Annotated in this window: 8 protein-coding genes; 7 read left to right on the top strand and 1 reads right to left on the bottom strand. The window is 68.5% G+C overall.

The annotated features are described in order from the left end of the window. Positions 1-46 precede the first annotated feature (46 nt). The 5 genes from ACJ6WD_RS36750 (at position 47) to ACJ6WD_RS36730 (ending at position 6,223) form a co-directional block, all read left to right on the top strand. Complete coding sequence (locus tag ACJ6WD_RS36750; RefSeq protein WP_331246234.1) at positions 47-256, top strand: MbtH family NRPS accessory protein; 210 nt, start codon at positions 47-49, stop codon at positions 254-256. A 106-nt stretch (positions 257-362) separates the two neighbouring features. Continuing rightward, positions 363-1,646: an MFS transporter gene (locus tag ACJ6WD_RS36745; protein ID WP_407617405.1), complete on the top strand. Its 1,284-nt coding sequence runs from the start codon at positions 363-365 to the stop codon at positions 1,644-1,646. A gap of 618 nt (positions 1,647-2,264) precedes the next feature. Further along, complete coding sequence (locus ACJ6WD_RS36740) at positions 2,265-4,691, top strand: NACHT domain-containing protein (RefSeq protein WP_407617404.1); 2,427 nt, start codon at positions 2,265-2,267, stop codon at positions 4,689-4,691. A 666-nt stretch (positions 4,692-5,357) separates the two neighbouring features. Continuing rightward, positions 5,358-5,759 (top strand): hypothetical protein, encoded by a 402-nt coding sequence (locus ACJ6WD_RS36735; protein ID WP_407617403.1) that lies wholly within the window; start codon positions 5,358-5,360, stop codon positions 5,757-5,759. A 107-nt stretch (positions 5,760-5,866) separates the two neighbouring features. Beyond that, positions 5,867-6,223, top strand: coding sequence for an ASCH domain-containing protein (locus tag ACJ6WD_RS36730; protein ID WP_331246237.1), 357 nt, complete (start codon positions 5,867-5,869; stop codon positions 6,221-6,223). A 215-nt stretch (positions 6,224-6,438) separates the two neighbouring features. Here the strand turns inward: ACJ6WD_RS36730 and ACJ6WD_RS36725 are convergent, their stop codons facing one another. Next, positions 6,439-7,365 carry a VCBS repeat-containing protein gene (locus tag ACJ6WD_RS36725; RefSeq protein ID WP_331246238.1) on the bottom strand — a complete coding sequence of 309 codons (927 nt, stop codon included), beginning with the start codon at positions 7,363-7,365 and terminating at the stop codon, positions 6,439-6,441. Between the two features lie 508 nt (positions 7,366-7,873). On the opposite strand from ACJ6WD_RS36725, the gene ACJ6WD_RS36720 reads away from it, so the two are divergent. Then, positions 7,874-11,806, top strand: coding sequence for a virulence factor (locus ACJ6WD_RS36720; RefSeq protein WP_407617402.1), 3,933 nt, complete (start codon positions 7,874-7,876; stop codon positions 11,804-11,806). Beyond that, positions 11,803-12,546: a hypothetical protein gene (locus ACJ6WD_RS36715; RefSeq protein WP_407617401.1), complete on the top strand. Its 744-nt coding sequence runs from the start codon at positions 11,803-11,805 to the stop codon at positions 12,544-12,546. Before ACJ6WD_RS36720 ends, ACJ6WD_RS36715 begins: the two co-directional genes overlap by 4 nt. Positions 12,547-13,203 lie beyond the last annotated feature (657 nt).

The raw sequence follows: 13,203 nt of genomic DNA, 5'->3' as shown, positions 1-13,203 counted from the left end.
CCACCGATTCACCTTCACACGATTCACCGTCACGAGGAGACCGCACATGAGCGAGGACAAGGGCACCCAGGAATGGACCGTCGTGGTCAACGACGAGGAGCAGTACTCGATCTGGGCGGTGAACCGGCAGATCCCCGGCGGCTGGAAGGAGATCGGCGTGCGCGGCACCCAGGAGGAGTGCCTGAGCCATATCGACCAGGTCTGGAGCGACATGCGGCCGCTGAGCCTCCGTCTGGCCATGGACGCCGCCGGGTGACCTCGCGGCACCAGTGACCGCCGACCCGGCCGAGGACGGGAGCCCGCACCGCACGCCGGTGCGGGCTTCCGCCCACAGGGCCGAACACCACGGAAACGGAGCAGCCGTGAACAGACGGGCCCCCCTTGTGGCACTCGTCGGCGTATCGGGCATCTCGGCGCTCGGGCTCGCCATGACGCTGTTGGCCATCCCCTGGTTCGTCCTGCGGGTGAGTGGCAGCGGTACCCAGACAGCGCTCGTCGCCGCGTCGGAGACGCTCGGACTGCTGGTTTCGGCCGTCTTCGGCGGACCGGTCGTGGACCGCGTCGGTGCCCGCCGGGCGAGCATCGGCGCGGACGGGCTCACAGCCATGGCGGTCGCCGCCATTCCGGTCGCGCACGCGACGCTGGGCCTGTCACTGCCCGCCGCGGTAGCCCTGACCTTCGCCATGGGGCTGACCCGCGGCCCCGCCGACACCGCCAAGCAGGTGCTCGTGGCCGAAGCGATCGCGCTGGCCGGGACCTCGGTGGAACGCGGAACGGGCTCCTTCGAAGGCGGCAGGCGAATCGGCACGATGCTCGGTGCGCCACTGGCCGGCGCCCTCATCGCGACCATCGGTCCGGTACCGGTGTTGTACGTTGACGCAGCCGCCCTCCTGCTGTCCGCCGGCCTCGTCCTGACCCTCGTCCCACGTCCGCCCACCGCCCCGCCCCCCACCGCGACCTTCTCCGACAACGGGTATATGCGGCACCTCCGCGACGGCTTCCGGTTTCTGCGGCACGACCGGCTGCTGTTGGCGCTGACCGCCATGCTGCTGGTCACCAACGCCATGGACGGCGGGTTGAACGGTGTCCTCTACCCCGCCTACGGTGCGCGCGTGCTGCACAGCAGTACCCTGCTCGGCGCATTGATCACGGCGTCCGGTGTCGGCGCGCTGACGGGTGCGACGCTCTACGGCTGGACCGGCCACCGGTGGTCGCGCAGAGCGGTCTTCGCCCTCTGCTTCGCCGTCGTCGGTGCCCCCCGCTTCCTCCTGCTGGCCGTCGGCCCTCCGCCGGCGTTCCTGCTGCCCGCACTGGTGATCTGCGGCCTCGGTTCGGGGATGCTCACCCCCGTCATGATGGCCGTGGTCTACGACCGGATTCCGTCCCGACTGCAGGGCAGAACCCTCAGCCTCATCGTCGCCTGCGCGCTGGCGGCCATTCCGGTCGGCCAACTGGCCGCGGGCGTCCTGCTCGACCACGTGGGACTGGCACCCGCTCTGCTCGTCTTCGGTTGTACCTACCTCGTCGCCACGATGTTCCCGTTCACCTTCCCCGTCTGGCACGAGATGGACACCCGACGTTCCCCCCAGGGACCCGAAGCGAACGACGGCGGTGCGCGGGCGACGGCGCAGCCCCGCCCGGACTGATGGCTCAGGACCGCCGATCCCTCTCCGCCGCCCAGCACGGAGAGGACGCGGGCCATGTCCACGGTGGCGAGAGCGGCGAAGGCGGACCCGGCAGCCGTTCCCGACCCGGCCCGGAGAGGCGCATGACGGGCAGAAGTCCGGGCCAGGCGCCTGCCCACGGTCCTCTAGAAGAACCCGAGCCTCTTCGGCGAGTACGACACCAGAAGGTTCTTCGTCGGCTGGTGGTACAGCGTCGGCGTAGTGCTGACCTGCTGAAACGACGGACGGGGCCGCCGTCGGCGGCGCGTTGGTCCGTGCCTGGTCCGGATCTTGGTCTCTACCACCGGATGCCGGGAAAGCCCTCAGAGCGGTCCATCACGGGCAGCGCCACCTGTGCACGGCTCATGCCCAGCCGGCGCGTGAGCCGTAGGACGTGGGCGGGCCAACTGGCCGGCTGACGTCGCCTCCAGACGCCTCTGCGCCACGTCGTTGTCGATGGTGGAACTACTTGGCACAGGGGCGGGCGGGCTTCGACGTGCCAGGGCCCGAGACCGCGCCTACCTCGGCCCATCACCAGTCCCGGCAAGGTAAGCACGGCATTTTCGGTTCCTGTCGTGGGCCTCGTGCCACCATTGGGCCATGGGGGACCACAACGACGGTGGCTCGACGCGGCCACCCGCGGCTGCACACAACGACGTCAGCGGCCGGGTATACGGATCGGTGGTCCAGGCCGGCTCAATTACCGGCGGTGTCAACATCACCACCGGGCCCGCTCCCCGGCAACGCCGGTGGAGTGCGCGGGGGCCCCGCGGCGGGCCGTCCGATCTGGACGCGTGGGCCGAGGGCCTGGCCGAAGGCGTCAGGACGTTGTGGGAGCGGGAAGAAGAGCAGCGCCGTGTCCATGATCCGGTGGCATTACCGGTGCGCTGGCACCCGGTTGGAGAACTGGCCGATCACCCTGCCAACATCCGTCGTCTCCAGGCTGGTGACACCGGTGAGCCCTTGGCGCTGGCCGGGCGCATCGAGCAATTGAGTGAGATCTACCGGTCCGTCATCTCCGGTCGGCTGGTCATCCTCGGCCCCGCCGGCGCCGGGAAGACCGTGCTGGCCGGCCGTCTGGCACTGGACCTGCTGGACAAACACCGGCCGGGCCGGCGGGTGCCGGTCGTCGTGAACGCCGGGACCTGGGACCCGACGACCAGATCGCTGAGCCTCTGGCTGGCCGAGCAGCTCACCCGAGACCACCCCGGCTTGGCCGCTCGCACCGAACGGGGCGGTCCTACCCGGGCCCGCGCGCTCGTCGAGGCCGGCCGGGTGCTGCCCATCCTGGACGGCTTCGACGAGATCCATACCGGGCTGCACAAAGACGCACTGCGCGCGCTCAACGCTGCCCCGGACACCCCGATGGTGATCACAAGCCGGACACCGGAATTCACCGCCGCGGTGCACGAGGTGGACGTGCTGACCGCGGCCGCCGTGGTGGAAATCGACGAGTTGACGGTGGCGGACCTGGCCGGCTACCTGCCTCGCACCGTGGCCGGGCGCCGCACCGGCGTCTGGGACCCGGTCCTGGAGAAGATGAACACCGCACCGCACGAGCCGGGCCCAGCCGCGCTGCGCCGCGTGCTGACCAACCCCCTGATGGTTTTCCTGGCCCGCACCATCTACAGCGACAACCCTCGCCAGGAGCCCGCCGAACTGCTCGACACCGACCGCTTCCCCACCGGGACTGCCCTACAGGACCATCTGCTGGAAGAGTTCCTGCCCGCCGTCTACCACTCCGGCCGGCCGGACCACCCGCCGCGCTGGCCCGAAGACCGCGCACGCCACTACCTCACCCACCTCGCCGACCACCTCCGCAAGGCAGGCACGGTCGATCTGGCCTGGTGGCAACTGCGTGACACCATCCCGCGGTGGAAACGCACCCTCATCCTCGCCGTGGTAGACGCACTGCTGGTGACTCTGGCGCTCGGACTCACGTATGAGCGCACAGAAGCGGTGCCGTCTTTCTTCACAGCCGACGGCGACGTGCAAGGGCAGGTTCGCGTGCTTGCGATAGGGGCGATGGACGGGCTTCTGGCCATGCTGAGCAGTGGGGTCGCAGTCGCCCTGACGGCCGGACTCGGCAGATGGCTCCACATCAGACGTCTGCGCAGGCCCGCCCTTGCCCTCGGGGTCGGGTTCGGGACCGCAGTCGCAAGCGGACTCTCCTTCACAGTCGTCAGCACGCTCGTGGGGGATGGGAGAGGAGGCTGGTGGGTGGATGCGGTCGCAGCCCAGCTCACCGCCGGGCTCCTGGGAGACCTTCCCGGTGGACTCAGGGTGGGCTTGACACTCGGACTCACGGCCGGTCTTGTGGCGGGACTCGTCGGATTGCGCAGCGTGGGACCTCAACCGGCCGGCACGCGCCTGCAGATCCGTGGCCGGGTCCGGTTCATCTCCGGCAGGTTCATGGCGGGGATGCTCGTCGGGCTGCTGCTGGGGCTTGCGAACGGGTTCGTCAGCGGGATCTTCGGGCTCGGGAAGGGCGCCGCTGCCATGGCCGCGGACGGGCTCTCGTTCGGGAAAACGGATGTGCTCGAAGATGCGTTCGTGATCTTGTCGGGGGTGGGTCTCGTGTTTGCTCTCGTAGCCGCGCTCGCGTTCGGGCTTGAGGCACCCGCCCATTCGGCCGATGTGGTCGGTGCGGCGGAGTCGCTGGCCCGGGACCGGCGAAACGCCATCCGTAAAGGGCTCGTGGTAGGACTGGCGGTCGGCCCCCTGGTCGCTGCCGCGTACAGCCTGCCGTACGGGCTTGCAGCCGCAGTTCTGGCAGGATTCGTGAGCGTGCGTGCCACCAGCGCCTGGATGCACTGGCTGGTACTGGTACGCGGATGGCTACCAGTCGCGGGGCACTTGCCCTGGCGCGTTCAGGCATTCCTCACCGACGCCTACCATCGCGGCGTACTACGACAGACCGGCGCCGTCTACCAATTCCGCCATGCTCGCCTCCAACAAAACCTCCTGATCACCCGCCACAAAACCTTGAGCCCAAACGCCACCACCCAACAGTCCCATCGCCGGTAACCACACGGCCAGGACGTCGTGCCCCGTGAGGCGGCCAAGCCCCTGGCCCCCTCACGGAGGATGTGGTCGAGCTCGCTGACGTCGACCGGGGAGACGACCAGGATGCCCCGGCGGGCAACTCGCCCGATGCACGTCCGACAAGCACGGCCGCTGACCGTCCGGCGGCTGCCAGCGCCTGGGTGAGCATCTGCGGCTGGGCAGTCCGATCGCGGACCCGGTCGGCTGGCTGATCGGTCGGGCACCGCCGCGCCGGCAGGACTGCGCGGAGCCACCGTGCGACGACGGCGTGCTGCTCGGCGTGGGTCGGGACTGTCCGCGATGCGAGAGCCGGCAGCTCGACCGTCGTGCGCAGCGCAGCGTGGTCGCGGCCGCCGTCGACGCTGCGCTGCCCGGGGTGTCGGAGGCCGAGCGGCGGGTGGCTGTGGCGGTGAATGTCGCAGGTGAAGTCGGCGACAGGCTGCGGCGGCGTTTCTTCCCTCGCCTGCGGACGAGCTGACTGCGGCTCCCTGCTCTTCGTAGCGCCCCTGACTGAGGCTGGGGCGCCGCCTCGGCCAGGAGTTCGTGCCCTCCGTCAGCGACCGGCAGGACCGATCGGCGCGACGTTGTGCGTCGTCAGGTTGTCGGTGCCGGCCGAAGTCGCTACACGTCCCGCACGAGCGTGCGACGTTGTCCGTCCACCCGGCGGTGTGCCTCCACCACGGGCCCTACGAGGTCGCCGTCCGCCCCTCCGGTGGCGGGTACCTCGACCTGGCGACGCTTTACCGCAACCTCGTCAAGGAAGTCCTGCTCGCCGAGGAACGGGACCGGCTTCACGTCATGGTCAAGGGCGGCGACTGGGTGTTCGGCTCGCAGCTCGTCGACTGCGCCATGCAGGCCGCCGGGCTCGGAGCGAGCGGACAGCTCCCCGCCCGTCTGTTCTGCCCGCAGATGGTCACCGACACCGGCGCCAAGCTCAGCAAGTCCCTGATCCGCGACGGCCGCGCCCCCTTGCCGGATGGCGCCGCCCCCTGGACGCTCGACACCCGCATGTGGGCAGGCTCGTTGCCCGAGTACGCCGGGGCCTGCTGAGCATGGCCGATGTGCTGCTGAGCGACCCGCGGCACTTCTTCCGCTCGTACTCGGCCGGCGAACTCGGCCGCCTCATGACCGCCGGCGACAAGGAGCATCACCGCACCATGACCGACACCACGCCCCACGTCCACGAGCTGAACCTGTTCCGGCGCTACTTCGATCTCGTCGCAGCTGGCCGGAAGAGCATCGAGGTGCGCGTCCGATACCCGCACCTCGAAGACCTCGCGGCTGGCCACCTGATCCGCTTCCGGATCAAGGACACCGAGGAGACATGCGAAGTGCGCGTGACGCGAGTCGCCGAGTACCCCGACTTCGAGGCACTGCTCGACGGCGAGGGGCCAGCGAACATCAACCCCACGTCCAGCCGCGAGCAGCAGCTCGCCAACATCCGGAGCATCTACCCCCCGGAGAAGGAAGCGCTCGGCGCGCTCGCCATCGGAATCGAACTCGTCGAGTCGTGAGGCGCCGGCCCTGCCCCCGCCTCACCGAGGCTCTCGGCGACGAGCAGGACTGATACCTCCCCGAGCGCCACCCGCTCGAGGCCGTCGTCGGCCGGGTGCAGGTCGAGGGCGGGAAGGTGGTGCTCCTCGCCTCGGGAATCCGATCCGGTCAGGGTCCGGCAGCCGCGGCACTGCGCGTCTGCCGCAGGTTGACGCAGGGCGCCGCGTATGGCTGGTCAGGAGAACATCACGCGGTAGGTCTGGTAGCCATAGCCGATGTTGCGCTTCTGCTCGTAGGGGGCTGCCGCGTTTCCGGTGCCCTTGTAGAAGTAGAGGTCGCCGTTGGGTTGGCGGGCGATGAAGTCGGCTTTGCCGTCGAGGTCCATGTCGCCTGTGGCGACCAGGGCGTCGTAAGCGTTCCAGCCGCTCCCGATCTTCGTGCGTGCCGCGAAGGGGGCATCGGGGTTTCCGGTGCCCTGGTAGAGCCATAGGGCTCCGGTGGTGTCGCGGGCGACGATGTCGGGCCAGTTGTCTCCGGTGAGATCGCCTTTGCCGGCGATTTGTGTGTAGGCGTCCCAGCCGGCGCCGATCTTGCGGCGGGCGGTGACGGTGCCGTCGCCGTATCCCAAGTAAAGCCAAAGGACGCCGGTTGAGTCACGGCCGAGCACGTCGTAGCCGGGGGCGCCGCCGAGGTTGCCTGGCGAGAGGATGGTGTCGTAGATGTTCCAGCCGCTTCCAACGTACCCGTAGCTACTGGACATTCCGCCGTCAGTTGTCCAGATCCAGGTGTCGTCGGCGATGCCGTCGCCGTCGTCGTCGGCGCTGCTGGCTGTGCGTACGTCCTTGTAGTCGGTGGCGAGGAGTTCGCGGGGGGCGAGGACCTGGGAGTTGTCGGGCGCGTAGGAGTAGAGGTTGCCCTGGGTGTCGATGGCGAACATGCCGAAGACCGCGGCTTGCGAGGTGGATGTCAGGGGCGAGTGGGGGCGCGCCGGGGCTGCGTCGCGGGCCGCCTTCGTGACCAGGGCGGGGTCGGGTGCCTTGGATGAGGGGTCGGTGTCCGCTGATGCGGAGCTGCCTGTGGTGGCGATCAGGGCTGTGGTTACGAAGGTGACGGCAAGTTGTGAAAGCAGCCTGCTGGGTTGGTAGTTGGCGAGGGTAGGCATGGGCTCTCCCGTGAACTGGGGATACTCGCAGGTGGTGGTCGGCCCTGATGAGCTGCCGAAGATTGTGTGGGGACTGCCCGGATCCGCCAGTTCATAGCGAGCGAGCTGCGCAACCAGCTCATGTGACTGCCAGTCACTTGTGGAGCGTCGCGGTGATCACTGTGCGGGTTGGCCGCCTCACGGATCTTGTCATATGTGCATGCTGTGTGCCTAGTGTGTGCATCCTGTGGTGCGCCTGTGAGGTTCAAGTCTGTTGATGTGGCCGGATGCCCGCCTCCCGCCGGTCTCCCCCGCCGTCAACTCACCTCTAACGCACTGAAATGAGGCGATTCATGTCAGGTCCATGCCCACTCGCGTCGCCGCACGGCGGCACACAGAAGGAGTCGATTTGCCTCCCGAGGCTTCGTCAAGTAGACGCAGAAAACGAAGACTTAACCGCCTCGCCCCGGTGCTGACCCCCGTCACGGCGCTGGCTCTGATGTCAGGGCTGGCAGTCCAGCCGGGAGCCGTGACGCCGAAGCAGGGTGACCGCATCGGCAACGTCAGTAACTCCTACGACTGGTACGAGGACACTGCGGCCGAGAAGCTGCGGCAAGACCAGTGCCTGATGAACGACGCACTGCGGCTGGGTGGAACGTCCATGGCCGCGACGGCGCAGGACGGCCTCAACCAGCCGCCGGACAAGCTGCACGTCCTGGCCAACCGCGCGTACTGGCAAGACACCCCACTCAGCCAAGCCTTTGGCAGTGACAAGGACGCCGCCTACACGGCCATACAGGCCCTCACCGCCTTGGCCAAGGGGTGGAAGACGCCCCTGGAGGGTCTGGACACGCCAGGCGGTTTCACGGACTCCGACTTCCACTGGCCGCCTGGCTCCCCGGGTGATGGGAAGAAGGATTTCTACGGTCAGACCGGCCTCGGGGAGTGGTATAGCGGGCTCTTCTGGCAGGAAGAGGACCAGTTCTACGAGGACCCCACCCCCTCCGCCGACAAGGAGACGAAGAACGCGGTGGCCGCCCATGGCGGCCCGCTGTACGGCGAATCACCGAACCCGAACCTGCCGACCGACGAGTGGAACCGTGCCCTCGCCGAGTACGACGCGTACCAACACCTGGTGCACGGGACGTTGGCGCCGACGGGTGCCGACGACGCCCGTATCTTCCTGGAGTCGGGAGGCTTCCCCAAGTCGGCGCCCCAGCCGGACAGTGCCGAGTTCCGCATCGCGGTCGAGAGCCTCAAGAACCGCTTCGCCGCCTGCACGTGGCGCGACCCGATCGATCCCAACAAGGTCCTCGGCAATGAACTGGGCACCGCCGCTGAGGAGTGGCAGCAGGAGATCTCCTCACAGGCCACGCAGCGCAACCAGATCCTGGACGCCAACACCAACGCGACCAAGGAGCTGGCTTCCGGGGCGAAGATCCTCGGCAACATGCTGGGCAACTCCTGGGTGGCCGACCATGTCGCCCGGTGGCAGTCCTACTGGTCCCCTGGCGGGGCGGGCAGCAGTCAGCCCTTCCAGCCCGATGCGGCGCAGTTCGACAAGGCCAAGAAGAGCCTGGCGAATGCCCAGTCGGTGACGAAGTCTCAGCTGATCCTGCTCAAGCAGCAGGCAGCCGCGGCCAAGAGGGCCGTCACCACCAGCGACACCGCTGAGCAGGCTGCCTACACCATCGCCGATACCAACGGAGCCCCACGTGGGCGCGGGTTGTTGGTCGCCCAGCAAAAGGCTCAGGTCACCCATGGCACCGCGGCCGCGCTGGACGCGATGGTGATTGCCGCGCAGACGGCTGAAGCGGCCACGCACGCTTCGGCCTCCGACAGCGCGACGATCGCGCAGCGCGCGCTGGCGCAGGCCGCGCAGTCGAAGGCGGAGTTCCGTAAAGAGGCGGCACGGTTCGCCGAGCAGCAGGCCAAAGCCTCCGCCGCTTCCGCGAAGCAGCATCGCGACAACGCGAAGAAGGACAAGGAGACTGCCGAAAGCAAGCTGCAAGTCGCTCTCAAGGCCGAGGCGGACGCGAAGGCGGCGGCGGCCGATGCGAGCGCCAAGCGGCTGACCGCAGAGGCTGAGGAGAAGACGGCCAAGGCGCAGAAGGCAACAGCTGACGCCAAGAAGGCGGAGGCCGCCGAGCACAAGCGCAACGCTCAGAGCTACCAGTCCACGGCGGAGGAAGCCAAGAAGAAGGCCGAGACCGCGGCCACCACGGCCTCCCAAAAGCGTCAAGGTGCGGAGGCGGCCCGCGATAACGCCAAGGCCAAGCGGGACGACGCCTGGGACGCAGAACAGAAGGCAGACGCGGCACGCGCAAAGGCAGACGCCAAGGACGCGTACGCCGCCGCGCACGAGGCCGACGACGATGCCACCGACGCCCGCGCGGCAGCCGACGCTGCGGATCACGCGGCCGATACCGCCGAGTCAGCGGCGAAGTCAGCACGAAGTGAAGCCAACGCGGCTACACAGGCCGCAGCGGACGCGGATGCGGCGGCCACTCGCGCCGAAGCCGCCGCGACCAGGGCCCGCGCCGCCTCCGACGCAGCCCAGGCCGACAAGCTCAAGGCCGACGCCGCGGTAAGGACCGCCACCAGCGCCGCAGCGGAGGCCATCGCCGCGTCCCAGCATGCCGCGGCGGAGGCCAACGCTGCCGTCAAGGACGCCGACGAGGCCGAGCAGCACGCCAAGGAAGCTAAGTCCCATGCTGACGAGGCGCAGAAGGAGACCATCAAAGCCCGGGCAGCGGCGGCAAAGGCTGCCGGCTTCGCTTACGCCACCGCCCAGGCCGCCGCCGACGCCCGTCAAGCGGCAGCGCAGGTCGCCAAGCCGGCCAACGACGCCATCCAACTGGGCTCGCCCTACATCACCACCGACTCCGCGGCCCCCCTGGTAGTGCTCTCCGGCCAAGGATCGAAGACCATCGCCGAGCAACAGGCCGCTGTGGCCCAGGCACACGCCAACAACGCCAAGAAGGAAGCAGCACTCGCCCAGAGCCTCGCCGACAAGGCCGCCGCGGACACGAAGGCCGCCTACCAAAGCGCCGCCAACGCCGCCAACTACGCATCAGAAGCGCGTGGTTACGCCAACGAAGCACTCGGCTACTCTGCCGACGCCGCGGAAGCCGCGTCCAAAGCCGCCCAGTCGCTGACCCGTACGATCGAATACAGCCGGCAGGCCACCGAGGACGCCGCAGCGGCCGACGCGGCGGCCGGCAGAGCCGAAGGCTACGCCCAGGACGCCCGCGACTCCGCCGACGCAGCAGCCCTCGACGCCGAGGCAGCCCGTCAGGCCGCTGACGCAGCGGAGCAGGCCGCCAATGAAGCCCGTGAAGCGGCCAATCGTGCGGACGCGGACGCCACCGCAGCTGAAGAAGTGGCCAAGGAGGCCCAGACGTACGCGGAATCCGCGCAGCAAGCAGCCGATCAGGCCGAGCGCGAGGATGCGAACAAGCAGGTCTCGACGGGCGCTGGAACCGGCGTCGGCCGTGTCTTCTACGTCGTCGACAAGGTCACAGAGGCCGGACCGGCCAAGCAGCTCAACCAGTGCGACTACGTGCCTCAGGGCTGCACAGTGACCTACGAGCTACACCTCGATGTCACGGTCAGCTACTACTACTGCCTCAATCCCGACGTCCCCGCCACCGAAACCGGCTGCCCGCAACCGGACACGTTGTTCCTCGGCACAGAGACGCTCAAGAACCAGACGAACAACTGGACCCACCACTTCAGCTTCGGTGACATCACCCGGCTCGGCTGGCAAAACCTCTTCGGCGACAAGGTCGGCGCCGTCCTGTACGAGATCGTGCTGGGTGACGCCATCCGGTGCTACCACGGTGACAAGTCCAGCTGCGCCTGGGCCGCCGTGGTGCTCGTACCACCCTCGATGGCCGTGAAACTCGCCGAAGCGGCCAAGCTCGCCGTACGGGCCGAACAGGCCATCAAGACCGGTGAGGATGCCGCACAGGTTCTCGCGGATCTGAAGAAGATCTACGGAGAGAAGGGCGCCGCCCAGATCGGCGACCCCACGAGTGCGGCGGGAATGGGGTTCCGTATCGCGGCTGGTGTGGCGGAGCGAGCAAAGATCGCCCGGGGCAACCTCGACCCCAAACTGCTGGAAAGGCTCCAGAACGCCGGAGTGAGCTTCAGCAAGGCGGACACACTCTGGATAATCGAGTACCCCAAACCCGGTGTCCCCCTTGCCTGGCTGGAGAAAGGCAACGTCGAGACAGGCCTAATACATACCGTTTTCCGGCACGCAGGGGAGTTCGCACAGGCGGGAGTTCGAGTGGAGGACATCCCGGCCCTCCTGAAGAAGGCCCTGACCGAGGGCACGCGGGTCGGCACCCAAGGTGAAAGCAGAACGATCTTCGAAGTCGCCTTCAACGGCAAGAGTCAGCACGTGGCTATTAGCGTAGGCGACAACGGATACGTGATCGGAGCAAACCCCGCATGACCTTCGAAGAACCGCACTACCTCCTCGTTCAGGCCCGCGGTGAGCCGTCCGTGCTGTACGAGGCGGAGGGCCCCTGGGCCTACGAGGACCTCGGCGCCTTCACCCGCACCATGGCGTTGGACGACGACCGGTTGCGCCTGCCGGCGGATCTGGCCGACGCACTGCGCTCCTGGTCGCTGTCCCGCCCGCCGGAGGGCTCCGCCTCCCGCCCGGAACTGCGCAAACACGCCAAGCAAGGGTTGGCGATCGCCCAGCGACTGGCACGGCACCTCGGGCCGTCGTGGGCGGTGCGCTACTGGGACGAGCGCCAGAAATCGGCGAAGTGGGCGTGCTGGGGCTGCGACCGCCTGCACTGGTACCGCGACAGCCACAGCACACCGCCGCACCCGGTCGACCTCACGGTGGAGGGCGAGTACGCGTTCGGTCCGCTGCGCGCGGAGGGGTTCGGGGACTTTTTCCCCGACGACCCCTCCGCCGGACTGACCCTGTCCGACGATCTCGTCGCCGCTCTGTACACGTGGGCGAAGACCATCAACGCCACACTGAACCTGCACCTGCGGGACCGGGTGGACGGCAAGTACGACGCCGAGTGGGACCGGCTGTTCCACGAAGGCGCGGAGCTGGCACGACGCGTCGCCCACGAGGTCGGCCCTGCCCGAACAGTGACCTACAAAGGCATGGCACATGGCGGTCTAGCCAAACTCACGTCCGTTAGCTGGCAAGGGGACCAGCAGTTGTAACACTCGCACCCCATGCACCACTGGGCCCGCACTCACCCAAGTGCGGGCCCAGTGAGCTTGATGGGCGGTCCCGAGACGGCGCCGACAAGGATAGGCACGGCCAAGACGCCTGCGGGCTCCGGGCCGCCGTGGCTGGCCGGCTGCCCGGACGGTGCCGACAAGGCATCCGCGACGTTTCCCACTGCGCGGTCCCGCGGACTACCCCCGCACGCGCGGGGACGACTTGCCGGTGCTCTCGACCGCCTTGCCGGCCTCCGGACTACCCCGCGTGCGGGGACGACCGGCCCAATGCTGAAGCGCATCGCCGAGCAATTCGCGCTCATGGTGCCCTCACGCTGGTGACTGACGACGAGACCGGCGACGAGGACCTGGCATACAACCACGGCAGGGCCGGCGAAAATTGACGCGCGCTGGACGGCCAGGAAGATGCCAGGCGGACCTACGCCGCACGGTGCGCCGTGGCGGCGCCTGAGGAACTCGTGGAGTAGGCCGGGCTGCCAGGCGAGTTCGGCATGCCGTTGCCGACGGTGCAACAGTCGCAAAGCTCGACCCAGCCGGCTACCGGCCGCTGCGGCCTCGCCGCCCGGACCGGGCCTGAGACCGGGTGCAGGAGGACGATGAGGCCGGCTTCAAGCCGACCTGGTGCGCCTGCCCATA

This window comes from Streptomyces sp. VTCC 41912, assembly GCF_045799175.1.
Taxonomy (GTDB): domain Bacteria; phylum Actinomycetota; class Actinomycetes; order Streptomycetales; family Streptomycetaceae; genus Streptomyces; species Streptomyces albulus_C.
This window is presented reverse-complemented; position numbering and strand designations above follow the sequence as displayed.